Origin of the sequence: Vibrio sp. MarTm2 (assembly GCF_027587055.1) — a bacterium.
Classification (GTDB): Bacteria; Pseudomonadota; Gammaproteobacteria; order Enterobacterales; family Vibrionaceae; genus Vibrio; species Vibrio sinaloensis_D.
Window position 1 is genome coordinate 222,303 of sequence record NZ_JAPPTK010000002.1, and the last position, 21,791, is coordinate 244,093.

24 protein-coding genes are annotated in these 21,791 nt (G+C 45.8%); 20 read left to right on the forward strand and 4 right to left on the reverse strand.

What is annotated here, in order from left to right; all coding sequences use genetic code 11:
- Nucleotides 1-10: 10 nt before the first annotated feature.
- The 20 genes from OH458_RS05410 to OH458_RS05505 all read left to right on the forward strand — a co-directional run bounded on the left by OH458_RS05410 (nucleotide 11) and on the right by OH458_RS05505 (nucleotide 17,177).
- Nucleotides 11-898 carry a MinD/ParA family protein gene (locus OH458_RS05410; protein WP_038141016.1) on the forward strand — a complete coding sequence of 296 codons (888 nt, stop codon included), beginning with the start codon at nucleotides 11-13 and terminating at the stop codon, nucleotides 896-898.
- Nucleotides 891-1,625: an RNA polymerase sigma factor FliA gene (locus OH458_RS05415; RefSeq protein WP_038141019.1), complete on the forward strand. Its 735-nt coding sequence runs from the start codon at nucleotides 891-893 to the stop codon at nucleotides 1,623-1,625. Before OH458_RS05410 ends, OH458_RS05415 begins: the two co-directional genes overlap by 8 nt.
- Nucleotides 1,626-1,668: 43 nt before the next feature.
- Entirely contained in the window at nucleotides 1,669-2,037 is a 369-nt protein-coding gene (cheY, locus tag OH458_RS05420) for a chemotaxis response regulator CheY (RefSeq protein ID WP_009600177.1), read from the forward strand.
- Nucleotides 2,038-2,073: 36 nt separating this feature from the next.
- Nucleotides 2,074-2,793 (forward strand): protein phosphatase CheZ, encoded by a 720-nt coding sequence (locus tag OH458_RS05425; RefSeq protein WP_005471768.1) that lies wholly within the window; start codon nucleotides 2,074-2,076, stop codon nucleotides 2,791-2,793.
- A 9-nt stretch (nucleotides 2,794-2,802) separates the two neighbouring features.
- Nucleotides 2,803-5,028 (forward strand): chemotaxis protein CheA, encoded by a 2,226-nt coding sequence (locus OH458_RS05430; RefSeq protein WP_269977535.1) that lies wholly within the window; start codon nucleotides 2,803-2,805, stop codon nucleotides 5,026-5,028.
- 24 nt (nucleotides 5,029-5,052) lie between these two features.
- Complete coding sequence (locus OH458_RS05435) at nucleotides 5,053-6,174, forward strand: protein-glutamate methylesterase/protein-glutamine glutaminase (protein ID WP_269977536.1); 1,122 nt, start codon at nucleotides 5,053-5,055, stop codon at nucleotides 6,172-6,174.
- Nucleotides 6,175-6,183: 9 nt separating this feature from the next.
- Nucleotides 6,184-6,960, forward strand: a complete 777-nt coding sequence (locus tag OH458_RS05440) for a ParA family protein (RefSeq protein WP_005471673.1) — start codon at nucleotides 6,184-6,186, stop codon at nucleotides 6,958-6,960.
- Complete coding sequence (locus OH458_RS05445) at nucleotides 6,953-8,077, forward strand: chemotaxis protein CheW (protein WP_269977537.1); 1,125 nt, start codon at nucleotides 6,953-6,955, stop codon at nucleotides 8,075-8,077. Before OH458_RS05440 ends, OH458_RS05445 begins: the two co-directional genes overlap by 8 nt.
- 37 nt (nucleotides 8,078-8,114) lie before the next feature.
- The gene (locus tag OH458_RS05450; protein ID WP_005471655.1) at nucleotides 8,115-8,609 is read left to right on the forward strand and encodes a chemotaxis protein CheW; all 495 of its coding nucleotides are present in this window, start codon (nucleotides 8,115-8,117) and stop codon (nucleotides 8,607-8,609) included.
- Entirely contained in the window at nucleotides 8,609-9,103 is a 495-nt protein-coding gene (locus OH458_RS05455; protein WP_269977538.1) for a DUF2802 domain-containing protein, read from the forward strand. Before OH458_RS05450 ends, OH458_RS05455 begins: the two co-directional genes overlap by 1 nt.
- Nucleotides 9,104-9,295: 192 nt before the next feature.
- Nucleotides 9,296-9,916 carry a cytochrome c biogenesis heme-transporting ATPase CcmA gene (gene ccmA, locus OH458_RS05460; RefSeq protein WP_269977539.1) on the forward strand — a complete coding sequence of 207 codons (621 nt, stop codon included), beginning with the start codon at nucleotides 9,296-9,298 and terminating at the stop codon, nucleotides 9,914-9,916.
- Between the two features lies 1 nt (nucleotide 9,917).
- The gene (gene ccmB, locus OH458_RS05465; protein ID WP_269977540.1) at nucleotides 9,918-10,586 is read left to right on the forward strand and encodes a heme exporter protein CcmB; all 669 of its coding nucleotides are present in this window, start codon (nucleotides 9,918-9,920) and stop codon (nucleotides 10,584-10,586) included.
- A 110-nt stretch (nucleotides 10,587-10,696) separates the two neighbouring features.
- On the forward strand, nucleotides 10,697-11,449 hold the full coding sequence (locus OH458_RS05470; protein ID WP_038139038.1) for a heme ABC transporter permease: 753 nt from the start codon (nucleotides 10,697-10,699) through the stop codon (nucleotides 11,447-11,449).
- A 2-nt stretch (nucleotides 11,450-11,451) separates the two neighbouring features.
- Nucleotides 11,452-11,658, forward strand: coding sequence for a heme exporter protein CcmD (gene ccmD / locus OH458_RS05475; RefSeq protein ID WP_038139035.1), 207 nt, complete (start codon nucleotides 11,452-11,454; stop codon nucleotides 11,656-11,658).
- Nucleotides 11,655-12,140 (forward strand): cytochrome c maturation protein CcmE, encoded by a 486-nt coding sequence (gene ccmE, locus OH458_RS05480; protein WP_005471672.1) that lies wholly within the window; start codon nucleotides 11,655-11,657, stop codon nucleotides 12,138-12,140. The genes ccmD and ccmE overlap by 4 nt, the downstream gene beginning before the upstream one ends.
- The gene (locus OH458_RS05485) at nucleotides 12,137-14,095 is read left to right on the forward strand and encodes a heme lyase CcmF/NrfE family subunit (RefSeq protein ID WP_269977541.1); all 1,959 of its coding nucleotides are present in this window, start codon (nucleotides 12,137-12,139) and stop codon (nucleotides 14,093-14,095) included. The genes ccmE and OH458_RS05485 overlap by 4 nt, the downstream gene beginning before the upstream one ends.
- Nucleotides 14,095-14,649, forward strand: coding sequence for a DsbE family thiol:disulfide interchange protein (locus tag OH458_RS05490; RefSeq protein ID WP_269977542.1), 555 nt, complete (start codon nucleotides 14,095-14,097; stop codon nucleotides 14,647-14,649). Before OH458_RS05485 ends, OH458_RS05490 begins: the two co-directional genes overlap by 1 nt.
- Nucleotides 14,646-15,125, forward strand: coding sequence for a cytochrome c-type biogenesis protein (locus tag OH458_RS05495; protein WP_038192981.1), 480 nt, complete (start codon nucleotides 14,646-14,648; stop codon nucleotides 15,123-15,125). Before OH458_RS05490 ends, OH458_RS05495 begins: the two co-directional genes overlap by 4 nt.
- A complete protein-coding gene (ccmI, locus tag OH458_RS05500) occupies nucleotides 15,125-16,342 on the forward strand; it encodes a c-type cytochrome biogenesis protein CcmI (protein ID WP_269977543.1) in 1,218 nt (405 codons plus the stop codon). The genes OH458_RS05495 and ccmI overlap by 1 nt, the downstream gene beginning before the upstream one ends.
- Nucleotides 16,343-16,406: 64 nt before the next feature.
- Complete coding sequence (locus tag OH458_RS05505) at nucleotides 16,407-17,177, forward strand: MlaA family lipoprotein (protein WP_269977544.1); 771 nt, start codon at nucleotides 16,407-16,409, stop codon at nucleotides 17,175-17,177.
- 68 nt (nucleotides 17,178-17,245) lie between these two features.
- Here the strand turns inward: OH458_RS05505 and OH458_RS05510 are convergent, their stop codons facing one another.
- From OH458_RS05510 to OH458_RS05525, 4 genes are all read right to left on the reverse strand, one after another.
- Nucleotides 17,246-18,550 carry an outer membrane protein transport protein gene (locus OH458_RS05510; RefSeq protein ID WP_269977545.1) on the reverse strand — a complete coding sequence of 435 codons (1,305 nt, stop codon included), beginning with the start codon at nucleotides 18,548-18,550 and terminating at the stop codon, nucleotides 17,246-17,248.
- A 324-nt stretch (nucleotides 18,551-18,874) separates the two neighbouring features.
- Entirely contained in the window at nucleotides 18,875-20,185 is a 1,311-nt protein-coding gene (locus OH458_RS05515) for an outer membrane protein transport protein (RefSeq protein ID WP_269977546.1), read from the reverse strand.
- 265 nt (nucleotides 20,186-20,450) lie between these two features.
- Nucleotides 20,451-21,182 (reverse strand): DUF3379 domain-containing protein, encoded by a 732-nt coding sequence (locus OH458_RS05520; RefSeq protein WP_269977547.1) that lies wholly within the window; start codon nucleotides 21,180-21,182, stop codon nucleotides 20,451-20,453.
- The gene (locus OH458_RS05525; protein ID WP_038139014.1) at nucleotides 21,175-21,738 is read right to left on the reverse strand and encodes a sigma-70 family RNA polymerase sigma factor; all 564 of its coding nucleotides are present in this window, start codon (nucleotides 21,736-21,738) and stop codon (nucleotides 21,175-21,177) included. Before OH458_RS05525 ends, OH458_RS05520 begins: the two co-directional genes overlap by 8 nt.
- Nucleotides 21,739-21,791 lie beyond the last annotated feature (53 nt).

Sequence of the window (21,791 nt, forward strand, 5' to 3'; positions counted from 1 at the left end):
GCGGACGATTATGACAAATACTATGATACAAGACCAAGCAAGCGGATTACGCCGCTTAACACAACCTTCGTTAACAAAGGTCATATCAGTCACAGGCGGTAAAGGTGGCGTTGGTAAATCTAATGTAACGTTAGGAATGGCCATTTGCATGGCGCGTCAGGGCAAAAAAGTCATGGTTCTTGATGCCGACTTGGGCCTAGCTAACGTCGATGTCATGCTAGGGATTCGACCGAAGCGAAACTTAGGGCATGTACTTGCTGGCGAATGCGACCTAAAAGACGCCATCGTTGAAGGTCCGCACGGAATTAAAATTATTCCCGCGACATCCGGTACGCAGTCGATGACAGAACTGTCTCATGCGCAGCACATCGGTTTGATTCGTGCCTTTGGCAGCCTTGAAGACGAAATGGATGTATTATTAATTGATACGGCCGCTGGTATCTCTGATATGGTAGTCAGCTTTTCGCGCGCTGCCCAAGATGTTGTTGTTGTTGTGTGCGATGAACCTACGTCGATCACCGATGCATATGCTTTAATTAAACTATTGAGCAAAGAGCATCATGTCCAGCGTTTTAAAATCGTTGCAAATATGGTCAGAAGTTATCGAGAAGGGCGAGAATTGTTCGCAAAGTTGACCTTGGTCACAGAGCGATTCTTGAATGTTAGCCTTGAGCTCGTAGCATGTATTCCATTAGATGATAAAGTGCGACAAGCGGTTAAGAAACAAAAGATTGTTGTTGATGCTTTCCCGCGTTCACCTGCGGCTTTGGCGATTGGTTCACTGGCGAATAAAGCGTTAACTTGGCCAATTCCGAAAACCCCGAGTGGACACTTGGAGTTTTTTGTCGAACGATTACTAAATAGAACAGAAATGCTAGAGGAACCATTTGGTGAATAAGGCCCTGACCTATGACCAATATGCAAACCAAAACAGTCAGCGAGCTTTTTTAGAAAAGTATTCGGTGCTAGTGAAGCGTATTGCCCACCATCTACTCGGGCGGTTACCTCCTAGTGTTCAGGTCGAAGACCTTATTCAAGCAGGCATGATTGGTTTGCTTGAAGCCCAGAAAAACTACGATGGTACAAAAGGCGCCAGTTTTGAAACTTATGCGGGTATTCGTATCCGCGGTGCTATGCTAGATGACATAAGACGTGGAGACTGGGTGCCACGTTCTGTACATAAACACAGCCGCGAGATTAGCCAAGCGATCTCGGTACTTGAAGGGGAACTCAATCGAGACCCAACAGATGCCGAAGTCGCACAGCACTTAGGGTTGAGTTTAACTCAATACCATACCGCGTTAACGGACATAAATTGTTCGAGATTGGTTGGGATTGAAGACCTAGGAGTCTCGGAAGATGTCATCACCCCTGATGGTGACGAAGAGGCAAACACGCCTTTTCAAGGGGTTGCAGACGAATATTTTCGCAAAGCGTTAATCGATTCGATCAAATCTTTACCAGAACGAGAGGCACTAGTACTTTCGCTTTATTACGATGAAGAGTTAAACTTAAAAGAAATCGGCGACGTTATTGGGGTTAGCGAGTCACGCGTTAGCCAAATACTAAGTCAATCAATGCAGCGTCTACGCACTAAATTAAGTGCATGGACAAATAATGAGTAAAACACTGATATCGAACTCAGTGGAGGCAATTTTGAATAAAAACATGAAGATCCTTATTGTTGATGATTTTTCAACAATGCGCCGTATCGTTAAGAACCTACTTCGCGACTTGGGTTTCAATAATACCCAAGAAGCTGATGACGGCTTAACGGCGTTACCGATGTTGAAGAAAGGCGACTTCGAGTTTGTCGTAACAGACTGGAATATGCCTGGTATGCAAGGTATCGACCTTCTGAAGCATATTCGTGCAGACGATGAGCTGAAGCACCTACCTGTATTGATGATTACCGCTGAAGCAAAACGCGAGCAGATCATTGAAGCTGCACAAGCAGGTGTAAACGGTTATATCGTTAAGCCTTTTACTGCCGCTACGCTTAAAGAAAAGCTAGATAAGATTTTTGAGCGTCTATAGTCAAGGTAAGACTTAGCGAAGCTAAAGGTCAAAAGAATGATTTCATTAGAACAGGCAAAGCAACTCGTCGAGCTGTTGGAAAATGACCAGCAGCAAGAAGCAGATACTCTTTTTCGAGAGGTTTACGAGACGTCGACCAACCCTATGCTTCAAGAAATAGGGGAGTTAACTCGTGATCTGCATGAGTCAATCAAGCAATTCACAATTGATGAACGCATGAGTGAAATTGCCAATGACGAAATCCCGGACGCAAGGGATCGCCTTCAATACGTCATTGACAAAACAGAGGTTGCTGCAAATAAAACCATGGACGCTGTCGACCGCTGTATGCCGATTGCAGACAATTTGCATGAAGGCCTACTGAAAGTGCGACCACAATGGAATGAGCTGATGCATGGCAGAATTGATCTCGCCGAATTCAAAGCGCTGTGCCATCGAATTGACGACTTACTGAGTCAAGTCGAAGGGGACAGTTCAGAACTTCGAGGTCAGCTGACGGAAATTCTAATGGCTCAGGACTTCCAAGATTTAACCGGCCAAATCATTTCTCGCGTTATTACGTTAGTTAATGAAGTTGAAGGCCGGTTGGTTGAAATCCTAACGGCGTTTAGCACCACCCAACTGGATGACAACTCAGATAACAAGAAAGATGCATCTACGGCGCCGGAAGGTCCGATTCTTAACCCTCATGAAAGGGATGATGCCGTTTCATCACAAGACGAAGTAGACGATTTGCTCTCGAGTCTTGGGTTTTAGAGGTAACATATGAGCTACGATTTAGACGAAGATATTCTTCAGGATTTTTTGGTGGAAGCAGGGGAGATTCTAGAACTACTCTCCGAGCAGTTGGTAGAACTAGAAAATAACCCTGAAGACAAAGATCTACTGAACGCGATATTCCGTGGTTTCCACACCGTTAAAGGTGGTGCGGGCTTCCTGTCATTGACTGAACTGGTTGACACCTGTCACGGTGCAGAAAACGTGTTCGATATCTTGCGTAATGGACAGCGTTCTGTTAGTGCAAGCTTAATGGATACGATGCTTAAGGCGTTAGATACTGTCAATGAACAGTTCCAAGCCGTTCAAGATCGCGAGCCTTTGCCACTCGCTGAGCAATCTTTGCTAGATGAACTTCATCGTCTAAGTAACCCTGAATCACAAGACGAAGCTCCCGTAGCTCAAGAGCCGGCGCCTGTAGTAGCTCCAGAGCCTGTTCAGCAAGAGCCGGTCGCTGCGCCTGAACCAGCGCCAAGTGCCGACGTTTCTGCAGGTTCTATTGACGAAATTACGCAAGATGAATTCGAAAAACTGTTAGACGAGTTGCACGGTAAAGGCAGTGCGCCTGGCACAGTAGAAGCGCCTGCTGCGCCTACGCCACCCGCTTCGCAGCCTGCTGCTGATATGAGCGGTGACATTACCGATGATGAGTTTGAGAAGTTGCTGGATGAACTGCATGGTGTTGGTAAAGCGCCAGGCGAGAACGAACCAGCGGCTGCTTCTGCTCCACCACCACCTCCAACTTCTCCATCAGCACCTTCTGCAGCGATGGCTGGCGATAGCGATTTGATGACTGACGAGGAGTTTGAAAAGCTGCTCGATGAATTGCATGGTTCGGGTAAAGGCCCGTCTATTGAAGAACTGGAAGCGGCGACCAAACCAGCAGCAGTTAACGCTCAAGCTGCGTCGACTCCTGCTCCTGCACAACCTGCCGCTCCTGCGCCAGCGCCAAAACCTGCCGCGCAACCAGCAGCAAAGGCTGAAGTGAAACCAGCAGCGAAGAAAGAAGTCGCCGCTCAAGCTAAGAAGCCTCAAGCAGAGGCAACGGTTCGTGTTGATACCTCGACGTTAGACATCATTATGAATATGGTGGGTGAGCTGGTTCTGGTTCGAAATCGACTGCTGAGTCTTGGCTTAAATAGCAACGACGAAGAGATGTCGAAAGCGGTTGCTAACCTTGATGTTGTTACAGCAGACCTTCAAGGCGCGGTGATGAAGACGCGTATGCAGCCAATCAAGAAAGTGTTTGGTCGCTTCCCTCGCGTTGTACGTGATTTGGCGCGTAGCCTAAACAAAGACATTACGCTTGAAATGCGTGGTGAAGATACAGACTTAGATAAAAACTTGGTAGAAGCGCTTGCGGATCCACTGATCCACTTGGTTCGAAATTCAGTCGACCATGGTATCGAGATGCCTGATGACCGTGTTGCTGCTGGCAAGCCTAGAACGGGTAAAGTGATTCTGTCTGCAGCCCAAGAAGGTGACCATATTGAACTTGCTATCGTCGATGATGGTGGCGGTATGGACCCTGATAAACTTCGTGGTATCGCGGTTAAACGTGGCCTCATGGATGAAGACGCTGCATCTCGCTTGACCAACAAAGAATGTTTCAACCTTATCTTCATGCCTGGTTTCTCAAGTAAAGAGCAAATCTCAGATATTTCTGGTCGAGGCGTGGGTATGGACGTAGTGAAGACGGCCATTAATACGTTGAACGGTTCTATTGATATCGACTCTGAAATGGGTAAAGGAACGAAGATCACCATTAAAGTACCGTTAACATTGGCTATTTTGCCAACGCTGATGGTCGGTGTTGCTGGTCACCCATTTGCGCTTCCGTTAGCAAGTGTGAACGAAATATTCCACTTGGATTTAAGCAGAACTAACGTGGTTGATGGTCAATTGACAATTATTGTTCGTGACAAGTCAATTCCATTGTTCTACTTGCAAAACTGGTTAGCTCCGCAGGCGGGGCGCGTCGAGTTACGCAAAGGTCACGGCCACGTCGTGATTGTTCAGCTTGGTAGTCAGCGCGTTGGTTTTGTTGTGGATACCTTAATCGGTCAGGAAGAGGTGGTTATTAAACCTCTAGATAACCTCCTACAAGGTACTCCAGGCATGGCGGGTGCAACAATCACCAGTGATGGTCATATCGCGTTGATCCTCGATGTGCCTGACTTGCTTAAGCAGTATGCCGCTGCTTCTCGAATCTAAGTCGCGAGATATAAAAGGAAATATATGGCGATCAAAGTATTAGTTGTTGACGATTCGAGTTTTTTCCGCCGCAGAGTGAGTGAAATTATCAACTCTGAAGCGAGGCTGGAAGTCATTGATGTAGCAACCAATGGTAAAGAAGCGGTAGAGAAAGCGCTCAAAATAAAGCCTGACGTTATTACTATGGATATTGAGATGCCAGTCATGGACGGTATAACCGCCGTCCGTGAAATCATGGCAAAATGTCCTATTCCAATTTTGATGTTCTCATCACTTACGCATGATGGAGCAAAAGCGACACTAGACGCGCTAGATGCTGGTGCGTTGGACTTTTTACCGAAGAAGTTTGAAGACATAGCTCGCAATCGAGATGAGGCTGTTTCTTTGCTTCAACAACGTGTTATTCAAATTGCGTCGAAGCGTACGTTTATGCGTCGCCCAACGATTGCTCCGGTAACCAAGCCAAGAACATCAACCACTCCAGCCGCTCCGAGTCGTACACCGTTGCAAACGAAAGCGGCTCCTCAGGTAAAAGCAAAGCCTGCGGCGCGTTTTAAAGCTACGGGTAAAAAATATCAGTTAACCGCGATTGGTACGTCAACAGGCGGTCCGGTTGCATTGCAAAAAATATTGACAAAATTACCGGCAAATTACCCGCATCCAATTGTGTTGATCCAACACATGCCTGCGACATTCACTGCTGCTTTCGCTAGTCGCTTGAATTCATTATGTAAAATTCAGGTTAAGGAAGCGGAAGATGGTGATGTTCTAAGACCAGGTGTCGCTTATTTGGCGCCAGGCGGTAAACAGATGATGATCGACGGTCGCCCAGGGAATGCGAAGCTTCGCATTATCGATGGTGGTGAGCGTATGAACTATAAACCTTGTGTTGATGTTACCTTTGGAAGTGCGGCGAAAATTTATGCAGATCAAGTACTTTCAATGGTTCTGACCGGAATGGGTGCAGATGGCCGAGAAGGCGCACGCATGCTCAAGGGCACTGGTGCGACAATCTGGGCGCAAGATGAAGAAAGTTGCGTGGTCTATGGTATGCCCCAAGCGGTGGCTAAAGCTGGCATTTCAACAGAAGACCTACCGCTCGACCGTATTGCAGAGCGCATGTTAGTTGAAGTTGGTCTAGCATAGAGGTTACGCATGATTGTATGGAGCATAGCAAACCAGAAAGGCGGTGTAGGTAAAACTACAACCACCATTACGTTGGCTGGTTTGCTAAGTAAGCAAGGAAAACGCGTTCTACTTGTAGACACGGATCCGCACGCTTCATTGACGACTTATCTTGGTTATGACTCTGACGGTGTGCCAGCAAGCCTCTTTGATCTGTTTCAGCTTAAAGAGTTTAACGAGCATACAGTGATGCCGTTAGTCATGAAGTCAGATATTGAGGGTATCGATTTGATACCCGCTCACATGTCGTTAGCAACCTTAGATCGTGTGATGGGTAATCGCAGTGGCATGGGTTTGATTTTGAAGCGAGCATTGAATGCGTTACGACAGCGCTACGACTACGTGCTCATCGATTGTCCACCAATTTTGGGTGTCATGATGGTCAACGCGCTTGCTGCGAGCGATCGTATTCTTATCCCTGTGCAAACCGAGTTTTTAGCAATGAAAGGCTTAGAGCGTATGGTTCGTACGCTGGCGATTATGCAGAAATCTAGAGGCCAAGAGTTCAAAGTTACGATCGTACCAACCATGTACGACAAGCGAACGCGCGCATCGTTACAAACGCTTCAACAACTCAAAAAAGATTATCCAAGCCAAGTTTGGTCTTCTGCGGTACCGATCGACACTAAGTTCCGTGATGCAAGCTTAAAGCACTTACCTGTGTCTCACTTTGCATCGGGAAGTAGAGGTGTATTCGCTTACAAGCAGTTGTTGATTTATTTAGAGAGGCTGTCTATCGATGAGTAGCCAGTCGTTGCTTTCCAGTGAGCAAGCGCTAGACGATTACTTCACTGCGCTACTCGAAGAAAGTGTAGAAGAGGAAGAAATACTGGTTGCCAAAGAGCAGTCAAAGGCTACTCTCTCTGCAGAGCCAGAGCCAGAGCCAGAGCCAGAGCCAGAGCCAGAGCCAGAGCCAGAGCCAGAGCCAGAGCCAGAGCCAGAGCCAGAGCCAGAGCCAGAGCCAGAGCCAGAGCCAGAGCCAGAGCTAGAGGAGCTTGAAGATTACTCTTTGCAGCCGATGCTGCAGTCTGTCGATGAAAAAAGCTATTTCCAGTTGCCATCAGAAGAGATAGAAGTCCCAAATCTTGATGATGTCGAAAGGCTGCTAAAGCAGTTGGAAACGACTAACCCTGTTGCAGAGCTTGATTTAGAAGAGGTCTTAGAGCAAAACACGGTAGAGATCGCTCAAGCTCAAGTTGTTGAAGAAGAGGTTCAAGAATGGGATATTTCCGAGCCTGACATTGTCGCCGAGAGCGTATCTCAAGAAGCGCTAGCAGAACCAGCCGTCGAGATTGAAATTGCTGATGACGTCGCTGAGGTCGATCAGATTGGCGAAGTTGAACCGGAAGTTAGTGTTCAGCTAGAAACCGAGACTGGTGGTAATGGGCTGGATAACTGGCAATCCACGGCGAGAAGTACCGATTTTCAAGTCCTCTACTTTGATGTCAATGGTGTGACATTTGCGGTTCCGCTCGATGAGTTGGGGGGAATACATCGCATTGCTGAGCTTAATCATCTGATTGGTCGACCTGTTTGGTATTTAGGGTTACAAACCAGTCGAGAAGCGCAACTTGACGTTGTCGACACCGCTAAATGGGTCATGCCAGAAAAACTTAAAGATGATTCTCACAAAGAGGCTTATCAATACATTGTGATGCTAGGTGCGAGTATGTGGGGCCTTGCCTCTACAGAGTTAAAGGGCACCGAAGCTCTCGACCCAAGCATGGTTCGCTGGCGAGAAACGGCGGGTAAACGCCCGTGGTTAGCTGGAATGGTAAAAGAAAAAATGTGTGCATTGATTCATGTTGAAGCATTGATAGCTATGCTTAATGCAGGACTTGATGTAAAAGCGTTAGACAAATAGTACATGAGTGCCAATTTAGGCGTAGAGAGGAATAGGTATGTCTCAAACTAGTGAAGTAGAAGTAAGAAAAGACCAGTCTAATGACGAAGTGCTTCAGTGGGTGACGTTCCAGTTAGAGGAAGAAACTTACGGCATCAACGTAATGCAAGTTCGTGAAGTTCTTCGTTACACTGAAATTGCGCCAGTACCGGGTGCTCCAGATTACGTACTAGGTATTATCAACCTACGTGGTAATGTTGTTACCGTTATCGATACACGTTCTCGTTTTGGTTTGATCGAAGGCGAAATTACGGATAACACGCGTATTATTGTTATTGAATCTGAACACCAAGTTATCGGTATTCTGGTAGACAGTGTCGCTGAAGTGGTTTACTTGCGTTCTTCAGAAATCGATACCACGCCAAGTGTGGGTACCGATGAAAGTGCGAAGTTCATTCAGGGTGTGAGCAACCGAGACGGTAAGCTGCTTATCCTTGTTGATCTGAACAAGCTGCTAACTGATGAAGAATGGGATGAGATGGCTCACCTATAATGGATGAGAGTATGTTAGCCAGTATGCCAGTGATCGCTGGCGTAGTGGCTCTGGTCATTCTGTTATTTGTTCTAGCACTGATACGTTTGCGATCAGGGCAAACAAAGGTGGCTGATCAACTGCGTCAACAGCATCGCCACTTAGATAAAGAGCTGCAAAAGTCAAACAAACAACTACTTGAAGTCCGTTCAGTGGTTGTTGGGTTGGGGCAGCGAGTTAGTGAACAGCAGGATATCATTCAGCATCTAAACGAGCGTATTACCGAACTAGAGCAAGAAGATAGCGACGGTCGTCTTTACTCAAGAGCGAGTAAAATGGTACAGCTTGGGGCAGATTTAAACGAGCTCATTGAAGAGTGCGAGCTACCTAAAGCCGAAGCTGAACTTATGATGTCACTGCAGAAAAAGATAGCAGGTAAAGAGAAAGTTCCTCCGTTGGAGGGCAGTCCTGAACGGCAAAAATCTCAACCTCGTCAAAGACGTGCTAGAAAATAACCAAACTTATGAAGGTGCCATACGGCACCTTTTTTAATGTAAGTATGTAACCATTTAGTGGTAGTTGAGTCACGATATGTTTAATTGTTAACAGATTCTTACTTAGTTTCGTGATTCGTATAGGTCTAATGCTGTGTTGTGGCGATATGGCTGTGGTAATATAGCGACTCAAAAATTTAGTAGTGACCGACCATGTTAGAAGTATCACAACTTACCGCCATCCGAGATGAAAGAATTCTCTTCGAATCCCTCTCTTTTAGTATAGATTCCGGTGAATTAGTCCAAATAGAAGGACGCAATGGTACGGGTAAAACGACTCTCTTGCGCATTATCACCGGACTAGGTGACCGCGATCAGGGAGAAATTTTTTGGAACGGCGAGAGTATTGAATCTAACCGTGATGCTTTTCATGAAGATTTGCTGTTTTTAGGTCATTCAACAGGCGTAAAACGCGACTTAACAGCTTACGAGAATTTACGCTTTTATCTGTCGGTTCATTCAAAAGTGTCAATTGATAAAGAAACTATTTACCAAGCTTTGACCAAAGTAGGCTTGGCTGGTCGAGAAGATGTTCCCGTTGCCCAACTCTCTGCGGGTCAGCAACGACGTGTAGCGTTAGCCAGATTGTGGTTGAGCCAGCACAAGTTGTGGATCTTAGATGAACCGCTAACGGCGATTGATAAGCAGGGTGTGAAGGTATTGGAAGCGCTGTTTCTCAACCATGCGGAGCAAGGCGGCATCGTCATGTTAACGACGCACCAAGATATGTTCACTGACAACCCGAAACTTAGAAAAATTAAACTGGGTGAATAACATGATAGGAACCATGAATAGTATCGTTCGTCGAGAGCTTTTAATCGCTTTTCGTCGACAAGCTGATGTTCTGAATCCTTTGTGGTTTTTCATCATTGTTATCACTCTGTTTCCGTTGAGTATCGGACCAGAGCCTAACCTGTTGGCGAGGATCGCAGCTGGTATTGTTTGGGTAGCAGCATTGCTTTCAGCGTTATTGTCTTTGGAGCGATTGTTCCGTGACGACTTTCAGGATGGCTCGCTAGAGCAGATGATGCTAATGCCTGTTCCATTGCCTGTCGTGGTGATCTCCAAAGTTGCAGCACATTGGATTTTAACGGGCTTACCTCTAATTTTAATCAGCCCTCTTTTAGCAATATTATTGTCGTTGGATTTTAATACTTGGCTTTCGGTTGTTTTAACGTTATTTGTCGGTACACCAACCTTAAGTTTCATAGGTGCGATTGGTGTGGCGTTAACAGTTGGCTTGCAAAAAGGCGGAGTGCTACTCAGTCTTCTAGTGCTTCCGCTGTACATTCCAATTTTGATTTTTGCGACGTCTGCCATTGATGCAGCCTCGCTGGGTATTGCGTATAACGGTCAATTGGCAATCTTAGGAGCAATGTTTATGGGAGCGTTGACTCTGACACCTTTTGCGATTGCGGCAGCGCTTCGAGTAAGCGTCAATTAATTGTTTTTGATCAAGCACGAATTTTTCCCTTTCTATAAATTACAAAACTAATAATTGTCTAAGTTGTGAATACGATGAAAGACAGACTGAAGTAAGAGTGAGAACTAAACATGTGGAAATGGCTCCATCCCTATGCCAAGCCTGAATCTGCTTACCAGCTCAGCGGTAAGCTATTGCCCTGGTTTTCCATACTAGCCCTGCTGTGTTTATCCGTAGGGACCGTATGGGGACTTGCATTTGCTCCGTCAGATTACCAACAGGGTGACAGTTTCAGAATTATCTATATCCACGTCCCGTCCGCTATTTGGTCGATGGGTGTCTATATGTCGATGGCGATAGCAGCCTTTATTGGCTTAGTATGGCAAATTCGCTTGTCAGATTTGGCCGCATCGGCGATGGCACCAATCGGAGCCGTGTATACCTTTATTGCCCTTCTAACAGGGGCTATCTGGGGAAAGCCAATGTGGGGTACTTGGTGGGTGTGGGATGCACGTCTTACCTCAGAACTGATTCTTTTGTTCCTCTATCTTGGCGTTATCGCGCTCTATCACGCGTTTGATGACCAAAAAACAGCCTCAAAAGCGGCTGGTATCTTGGCAATTGTTGGCGTGGTTAACCTGCCTATCATCCACTTCTCTGTTGAATGGTGGAATACATTGCACCAAGGCGCGACCATCACCAAATTTGAAAAGCCATCAATTTCAAGCAACATGCTTTGGCCGCTGTTACTAAACATATTTGGTTTCGCATTCTTCTTTGGTTCTGTAACTATGATCCGTTTCCGTAACGAAATCATTAAAAACGAGAGTCATCGCCCTTGGGTGGCGAAGCTTGCGGCAGCTAAGTCTCAGAGAGGTAACTAAACATGCATTTTGAATCTTTGAGCGACTTTTTCGCTATGGGCGGTTACGCCGGTTATGTATGGAGTGCTTTTGGCATTACGTTTTTATCCATGTTGATTATTCTTTGGACCAGTGTCCGTCGCGGTAACGCGTTGTTAAAAGAAGTCCAATCAAAAATTGATCGACAAGCACGCATTGACGCAGCTAAGAATTTGGAGAACACATTATGAACCCAAGACGTAAAAAGAGGCTCGGCATTGTTCTTGCCATCTTTATTGGTATCAGCGCGACCATCGGTTTAATGCTGTATGCGCTCAATCAAAACATGGATTTGTTCTACACACCGACTGAACTTGTCCATGGTAAACCAGACGGTACCAAACCAGAGGTTGGTCAGCGATTGCGTATTGGCGGTATGGTTGTTGAAGGTTCTGTAAAGCGTGACCCTAGTTCACTACAGGTATCGTTTGACCTGCATGATGTTGGCCCGAAAGTGACGATTCTCTACAATGGTATTCTTCCTGATCTATTTAGAGAAGGACAGGGCATTGTTGCACAAGGCGTTTTAAAAAACGCAACGACTATTGAAGCGTTTGAAGTGCTAGCGAAACACGATGAAGAGTACATGCCACCGGAGATCGCAGAAGCGATGAAGAAAACGCATGAACCTCTTCAATACACAGAACAACAAAAACAAGGAAGCGGTCAATGATTGCTGAAATTGGTCACTTTGCCCTTATCGTATCGCTAGCGATGGCAGTATTACTCAGTATTCTGCCGTTGGTGGGGGCCTCAAGAAACAATACCATGCTCATGAACACAGCAAGACCTCTATCTTGGGGTATGTTCTTGCTGATTCTGGTGTCTTTTATTGCGCTTCTTTGGGCGTTTTACACCAATGATTTCACCCTTAATTATGTAGCGACGAACTCCAATAGCCAGTTGCCTTGGTACTATCGTTTAACTGCGGTCTGGGGGGCTCACGAGGGCTCGTTATTACTTTGGGTTCTCATTCAAGCGGCGTGGACGGTTGCTGTTGCGAGTTTCAGTCGCGGTATGCCACAAGAATCTGTAGCCCGAGTACTCGCGGTGATGGGGATGATTACGGTTGGCTTCCTGCTGTTTATTATCGTTACTTCAAACCCATTCTTGCGCACACTGCCATTCTTCCCTGTTGACGGGCGAGACCTAAACCCTTTACTGCAAGATCCAGGGTTAATCATTCACCCTCCAATGCTTTACATGGGCTACGTTGGTTTTTCTGTGGCGTTCTCGTTTGCGATTGCCTCGTTAATGACGGGTCGTCTCGATACCGCCTGGGCACGTTGGTCACGTCCATGGACTACCGCAGCATGGCTTTTCCTAACGTTGGGTATCGCACTTGGTTCATGGTGGGCGTATTACGAACTTGGCTGGGGCGGCTGGTGGTTCTGGGATCCCGTTGAAAACGCTTCCTTTATGCCATGGCTCGCAGGTACAGCACTAATGCACTCATTAGCGGTGACGGAAAAACGCGGCACCTTCAAAGCATGGACTGTGTTACTGGCGATATCGGCGTTCTCTCTGAGTTTGCTGGGTACATTCCTCGTGCGCTCGGGAATCTTGGTCTCGGTACATGCCTTCGCGTCTGATCCATCTCGCGGTATGTTTATCCTTGGCTTCCTCGTGTTTGTCATTGGTGGCTCTTTGCTACTGTTTGCACTCAAAGGTGCATCGGTGCGAGTTCGAGGCAACTTTGATTTGGTCTCACGTGAAAACGCATTGTTGGCTAACAACGTCCTATTGATCGCTGCCCTTGTGGTTGTTCTTGTTGGTACCTTATTGCCTTTGGTTCACAAGCAAATCGGTCTGGGTTCAGTATCGATCGGTGCGCCTTTCTTTGACATGTTGTTTGCTTGGCTGATGATTCCTTTCTCATTCTTGCTAGGTATTGGTCCTCTGATCCGTTGGAAGCGTGATGATCTGTCATCTCTGAAAAAGCCTATGCTCATCTCAGGTGTAGCGTCGGTTGTTTTGGCGGGTATTTTCACCTTGATTTTCTCGGACTTCTTCTTGCCGATGGCTTATTTGGGCTGGTTGATGGCACTTTGGATCATCTTCATGCACGGCTTTGAGCTTCATCAGCGAGCGACACATCGCCACCCATTTATGGAAGGTGTTAAAAAGCTTCAGCGTAGCCACTGGGCGATGATGCTTGGTCATATCGGTCTTGCTGTTTCTATCATTGGTATCGCAATGGTGCAAAATTACAGTATCGAGCGAGATGTACGTTTAGCGCCCGGTGAACATTATCAAATCCAAGGTTACGATTTTTACTTCAAAGGTCTACGTGACAAAGATGGTCCAAACTATGACGGGTACATTGCTGATTTTGAAATTACGCTAGACGGAAAATATGTAAACACGCTCCACGCAGAAAAACGTTTCTACCGAACCGCTCGTTCAATGATGACTGAGGCTGCTATTGATCGCGGTATCACGCGTGATTTGTATATTGCGATGGGTGAGCGTCTTGATGACAACAAATCGTGGGCAGTACGCATTTACTACAAACCATTTGTTCGTTGGATTTGGGCTGGCTCATTACTGATGTCATTAGGTGGTGCGATTGCCATCAGCGATAGACGTTACCGTTTCAGAAAAAGCGCCAAAAAGCAGGAGGCATAATGAATAAGAAATTACTGTTTATTCCGCTCGTCGCATTTTTGGGTTTAGTGGCTATCTTTGCTACTCAGTTGGTAAAAAACTCTCAAGGTGACGACCCAACCAAACTGGAATCTGTCTTGGTGGGTAAACCTGTGCCAGAGTTTCGTCTCGAGGATCTTGTTGAACCGGGTAAATTGTACGATCAAGCAATTTTCAAGGGTGAACCTCTATTGCTGAACGTATGGGCGACATGGTGTCCTACTTGTTATGCAGAGCACCAATACCTAAACCAACTAGCTGGTGAGGGCGTGAAGATCATTGGTATGAACTACAAAGATGATCGAACCAAAGCGATTGGTTGGTTGAATGATCTTGGTAATCCTTACCTTATTAGCCTGTTTGATGGTAACGGTATGTTGGGATTAGACCTTGGCGTATATGGAGCGCCTGAAACTTTCCTGATTGACGCGAATGGCGTGATTCGATACCGACACGTTGGAGACGTCAACGATCGCAATTGGAACGAAAAGCTTAAGCCTATGTACGAAGGCCTACTTGCGGAGGCGAAACAATGAAAAAGCTAATGCTTTCACTGTTTGCGGCGATGGCATTCTCAATGGCAGCTCATGCGGCGATTGAAGTTCATGAGTTCGATACGCTTGAGCAAGAACAGCAATTTAAAGAGCTTGGAAACACGCTACGTTGTCCAAAATGTCAAAACAATACCATTGCTGATTCCAATGCAGAACTGGCTGTTGATCTGCGCGAAAAAGTGTATGAAATGACCAAAGCGGGTAAATCAAAGCAAGAAATTATTGATTACATGATCGCTCGCTACGGAAACTTTGTGACCTACAATCCTCCGTTTACCGCGGCCACTGCCATTCTTTGGCTTGGTCCGATCAGCGTGCTCTTATTTGGTTTCGGATTCATTGTATTGAGAAGCCGAGCTAAGAAAGTAACGCCTGAACAGGCTGAAGATTGGGACCAAGACAAAGAAGCGCGTTTAAAAGCGCTACTTGATGAAAAGAATGATGGAGACAAGCAGTAATGACACTATTTTGGATAGCTTCGATCATTCTTGTTGTATTCAGCTGCGTACTTATCGCATTGCCAGTGATGAGACAAAAAGCGAACAATGATGAAGCGCTACGCGATGAATTAAACAAAGCGTTTTATAAAGATCGCTTGACGGAACTCGAAGAGGAAGCAGAAGAAGGTTTAGTCGAAAATCAACAAGACCTGATTGACGACCTCAAGCAATCGCTGCTCGACGACATTCCAGCTGATAACAAAAACTCGCAGGAAAACGCGATATCACCAATGGCGGTGATGATACCTTCTATGCTCTTGGTTGTCGGTTTGTCTTATGGCATGTACTACAAATTTGGTGCGCAGCAAGATGTCCTACAATGGCAGGAAGTGACATCAAACTTGCCAGCGTTATCGAAGAAGCTCATGTCACCAGAAGGCGCTCAGCTGAGTGATGATGAAATGCGAGATCTTACATTGGCATTGCGCACTAGACTTCATTACGAGCCTGAAGACTCAACCGGTTGGTTGTTGCTTGGGCGAATTGCTTTAGCTAATCGTGACGTTGATACTGCTATCGGTTCAATGAAAAAGGCATACAACTTAGAGCCAGAGAGCAATGATATTATGCTGGGTTATGCTCAAGCATTGATGTTGTCTCAAGATGATGTTGACCAGGAAAACGCACGTCGCATTCTGGGTAACCTAGTTCAGAAAGATTATGTCGATTTGCGTGTCTTCTCGCTACTGGCGTTTGATGCGTTTGAGCGTCAAGACTTCCCAGCCGCGGTTCGATACTGGAGCATTATGCAGCAAATGATTGGTCCAGAAGACAGCCGTTATGAAATGCTTAGCCGAAGCATTGAGAATGCGCAAAAGCAAATGGGTCAACAAGTGGGTTCAGGGCAGTCAGTGTCTGTAACGATCAACATTGCGGATGACGTGACGGCAGATCCAAATGCAGCGCTGATCGTATCTGTTCACACGGCAGATGGTTCACCGATGCCTGTGGCGGCCGCGCGATACCCAGTTGGCAGTTTACCGCGCACCGTTGTACTCGATGACGGCAACAGTATGATAGCTGAGCGCAAGCTTTCTTCACTTGAATCTTTAATGGTACGAGCACGCATCGACAGTGATGGCAATGTGGCGACCAAAGAAGGGGACTGGTTTGGTGAAAGTGAAGCCGTTACAATGGGCGAACCTGTTGAAGTTATGATTGATAAGCGTTATTAATAGCAGCGGATTATCATTGATTAGAGGCCGGTGATTAACCGGCCTTTTTTATGGAAAAATAATAATGAAAAGCTTTACGTCTCAGATTTGGCTCGCATTGATTGCAAGTGTTCTACTTGCTGGTTGCGCAAGCGCTCCCGACACTACTGAAGAGTCTGAGTTAACGTCTTATGAGTCTCATAGTAGCGATCCCATCGAAGGTTTTAACCGTGCGATGTGGAGTATTAACTACGATTATTTAGACCCTTACTTAGTTAGACCAGTGTCATTGGCCTATGTGGACTACGTTCCTGTCCCTGTCAGGCAAGGTGTGGCTAACTTCTTAAGTAATCTTGACGAGCCATCAAGCATGATCAACAACATTGTGATGGGTAACGGCGAGAAAGCAGTGGATCACTTTAATCGCTTTTGGATTAACTCTACATTCGGCTTGCTTGGTTTAATAGATGTCGCGTCTGCTGCGGGAATTACTGATCACAATGAAAAAGCATTCAGTGATGCGGTCGGTCATTATGGTGTTGGCAATGGTCCCTATGTCATGGTTCCTGGTTACGGACCTTGGACAGTTCGTGAAGCGACAGACGTGGTGGATGGCATGTATGTTCCGCTCTCTTATTTGAATATCTGGGCAGGGCTAGGAAAATGGGCGTTGGAAGGAATGGAAAGCCGAGCTGCTTTAGTGCCACAAGAGTCAATGCTGCATAACTCTCCGGATCCTTATGCGCTGACCCGAGATGCGTATTTGCAACGTCAAGACTTCAAAGCGGAAATCGAAACTCAGCAGTACGATGAAGAAGAAGAAGCTTACTTAGACGAATACCTAGACGATTTTTAGTCTAACTCTTAAATAAAACAAAGGCTTGGATTGACCAAGCCTTTTTCGTTTTTGTCTTCTAGCGAGAGTTAAAAGGTGTAGTTGGCTTGTAGACCGATTAGCCAAACATTGCCCGTTGTCTCACCAACAAACTCACCACCCACAATCTGCGCTTTGTCATCTGACTCATAGCCGCGAGATTCAGTGATTGATGCGTCTTTAGCAAAGATGTAAGTAAAGCCGCCGTCTAGCGAGAACTGTTTGGTAAATTCGTAGCTTGCACCTAAGCTCAACCATGTACGATCCGTTTCTGGAATCGTGATAGTACGGTTTTTATCACTCACTGCTGATGTGTCATAGGCAATACCTGTGCGTAGCGCAAGCTTTGGATCTACTTGGTAAGTCGCGCCGATTGCAAAGCGGTAGTTGTCTTTCCAGTTTTCAACTTTCACCATTTGAGAGTCAAGTGTGTCCAGATCAGCATACAGCTCTTTAAAACTGCTCCAATCTGTCCAGTTAATACTAGCGTGCATAGCTAGTTTGTCTGTCAGTTGGTGGAAGCTCGCTAGTTCTGCTGTTTGCGGTAAAGTTAGATCCATAGAGCCTTTGCTTTCTTCAACTTTAAAAGTTTTAGAGCTAAAGATTTTTGCATCACCTTCAAGTTTGAGGTCAACGGCTGATTTATATGTAAAGCCGATGCGGTGCTGATCGTTGATTTGCCACGCAGTACCTAACTGCCAACCCCAAGCGGTATCTTCCCCTTCCATATACTTGAGATGTGTGCCTTCAGGAAGACCGAATGCGTTTGTTTTTGGAGCTGTTGCACCAAAGCTACCTTCGCCCATCACATAGCGAATACCGCCACCAATGCTTACCGCTTCGTTAAGTTGGTAAGCAAGGTTTAGGTTAGCTTCTTTTGTAATAATGCTTGCTTCGTTGCCAAAGTGAGAGGCAGCAAAGTCTTTACCTAAGTCGGTTTCCATCCCGTAGTTGGTACCAAGCGCAAAGCCAATCGCGAGCTCTTCAGAGTAACGGTGCGAGATATATAGGTTTGGAATAATAGCGTCGTGAGCAAAATCAGACGAAGATGCTTCAGTTTTAGGAAGCGTTGGATTTAGAGACTTACTGCCATCAACTTCTCCTTTCACATCAACATTTGGGTTCACGTAGATTGCACCAACAGACACTTGAGTGCCATCAAGTTGAGTTAGCATCGCTGGGTTGCGCCATTGTGCACTTGCGTTGTCTGCCATTGCTGCTTCACCAGCGTACGCACGGCCTAGACCTGTTGCTGAGTATTCTGCCAGTTGGAAGCCTGCAGCATTAACGGCTGAAGAGGTGCTCACTAGGCTACACGCCACTGCGAGTGATAAGAGAGTCTTGTTCGTTTTCATTATAATGTTCGCTGAGATTCGAATTAATCAGTCGGGTGATGATAAGGTTAGAGCTATTACTTTAAAAATTAAAAACAGTGTATTGCAGGTATTTGAAATTTAATTTGTCACAAATCGAATGCTAAAGATGAAAACACTAAATGTTAACGTCTTGTTTTGATATTTCAGCGTACACATGTAGTGTCTGAGAGGGGTTTATCGATACACGTGTAAGCTCAGTAACCGAAAGGGGATAGGGAAAGCTTGTTGTATCAGATGATTATTGTCGTGTAGATAGCAAAAAGGCCAGTGAACACTGGCCTTTGAAATAGAGTTTTCGTTTTATTAGAAGCTACGGCTGTATTGTAGACCTAATAGAATTGCGTCTGCGTGTGTTGTCGCTTCGATCGAAGAGACTAGAGCACCAGTTGCGTCATCATACTGAGACTCTTTCACGTCTACGTCTTTACCCATTAGGTAAGTAAAGCCGAAGTCAATGTTAGACTTTGAATCTAGGTGGTAAGTGAAACCTGCAGAGAACCACTGACGATCTGAATCTGGAACAGAAATCGAAGTCACTTTATCTTGAGCGCTTGTGTCATACATGTAGCCTGCACGCAACGTCCAGTCTTGGTTTAGGTAGTAAGTACCACCAAGTGCATAGTGCATGCCTGTTTGCCACTCGTAAGTGTTTAGTTCGCCAGCTTTATCAGCTTCTAGTTTGTCAAAAACACCCCAACCAATGTATTGAACGCTGTAGTGAACGGCAAACTTAGTGTCTTCAATACGGTGGTAGCCAGAGAACTCCGCCATATCTGGTAGCGGCATGTACAAAGTGTCGCTCTGCTCTTGACCGTCGTAGTAGATGTCGCCTTTAGCTGCTAGTGTTGGGCTGTAGCGGTATGAGAAACCAAAGCGGTTATTTTCATCAAGCTCGTAGACTGTACCTACATTGAAGCCTAGTGCAAAACCAGACGCATCCGCATCAAGCGCTTTAGCACCTGTAAGTTGCGGTTTGCCAGGAACGTTAAGTTCATTACTTAAGTTACGCTCGAGTTTACCTTGACCATAAATTAGGTCTAGGCCAGCACCAACACTCCATTGTTCATTGATTCTTAGAGAGCCAGCAAGACCAATGTTCATGCTTTTCACGTCTGTTAGGCCTGCATATTCGCTGGCTACGTAATCATCGCTAAATTCGGTTTTGGTTCCGAAATTAGAGTAGGCGTTAATACCCCAAGCAAATGTATCGTTAACTGGAACAATTAGGTGAATATTTGGTGCAATTGAGGTATCACCCGCGTCGTCGTAGTTAGCCTCAGTTGTTGAGTAAGCAGGTACTAGATTAGGAAGTTGAGAGAAATCAATTCCATCCATATGCGTATACTTTGCATCTTTCACTTCAATCATTGAAGTGATGCTTTCAAAACCTAAAGAAAGTTCTGTCTTGTCGAATAGCGCCATCGCTGCTGGGTTACGTGCCATAACAGAAGCGTTATCTGCAATAACAGCGTCACCGGCGAATGCTCGGCCGATACCAGTTGCTGATTGAGCGTTAAGTTGGAAGCCTGCAGCGAGAGCCTGCTGCGAAGCGAGAGTTGCTGTGGTAATGGTCACTGCTAATAGTGATTTTTTAAACAGACGCGTCTTGTTCATTTGTGCTTTTTCCTTTTTGGTTCGCCTCTAGTTGGGCGATATTTTTGAGCAAAAGCTCAGTTGTGGCTGATACTAGACCCAAGTATAGGATATAGAAATCCGACCATTGGCTAGTTGGAAGGGAAAATTACAGAAATGACGTCTATTTGGCAGGATTGTGCTGCAAAAAGCACTCTTTTAGAGTTTTAGCTCTATATGGTAGGTAAAAAATAAGGCTCAGATATTGAATCGAGCCTTATTTTATCTGTTTGAAGATTGTTTCCTATTAACCCATAGGTTTGATGATATCTAGGATGTTTTCGGCGATTTTAGCGACATTTTCACCTTTATCTCCAACCAAAATGAGGCTCACTTCGCCCATTGGTTCAATGATACCCACCATACCATCTTCCGCAAATTCGGATACGTCATTGGCGGCAATGCCTGTCAGAAACAGAGTCACTTTGCCTTTTTCGCCCCTAAACACCATATGCAGTGCATTAGACTCACCAAAACCACAGTGATTTAAGTAATACACGTGGTAAGGGAAGTGCGCACTCAATGAATGAGAAAACGGCACCATTTTCGCGTTGATTTGCGAGGATTTAACTTGTTCGTCTAGATGATTCACGAACGGCTTTTCGTCAACAACATGCTTGAGCGCTGTTGATGCTAAACTCGCTTGTGCCGGAGAAACCACGATGTTTCCCCAGTTAACTTGCCCAACCAACAAACCAGCGACAAAAGCGACTGATGCTGCCATGGCCATCGCTCGACGGGCAAAATTAGGGCGAACGACATTATCTTCTTGGACGTTCGAGGTTTGATTGAACAAAATACGATCAGCCAGATCCTCAGGGACCTCAACATTCATCGCTTTAGCGATTTGAGCATCCAGATCTAAAATCTCATCGGCGAATTTAGCGTTGGATTCACTCTCTTTTATCGCGGCGTTGAGTTCGCTGTCTCTGCATTTAGGGTCGGACATGATGCGGCGACGAAATTCTAAATCATCCATTATGCTGTCCTCTTTGGTTACTCTCTGGGTCGATCATCTCTTTTAGCTGATTGCGAGCTCTGAATAAGCGTGTCATTACAGTATTCTTATTAAGATCAAGAATCTCGCTGATCTCTTCACCGCTAAACCCTCCAACAACTTGAAGAAATAGTGGCTCTCGATAATCGGTATCAAGTTTCATTATTTGTGCCTGAATCCACTCGGTCTGATGATGCGGGTCATCGCTGACCTTAGCATCGTTTCCGTGGTCATCGATATCAACCAGATCAAACTGCTTGCGCTCGAAGCGACGAGCGTTTTCTCTGCGTAATATGGTGATTAACCAAGATTTGGCGGCTTTCTCGTCTTGAAGACTATCGAGAGACTTCCACGCACGTAAACAGGTCTCTTGTACTAAATCCTCTGAGATGGTGGGATCTTTGCACAACCAATACGCGTAGCGATAGAGGTCTCTGTGATAGGCTCTCACGAGCGCTTCATATTTTCTTTGTCTGTCCATATCCGAGTTGACCGGATCGGAAGACTTTTTCTTTCCAAAAAAATTGAGAATCGACACAAGAGCCTCCCTAACTGCTCTGTGGATGAGTTTGCTGAACGTTTTTAACGTGC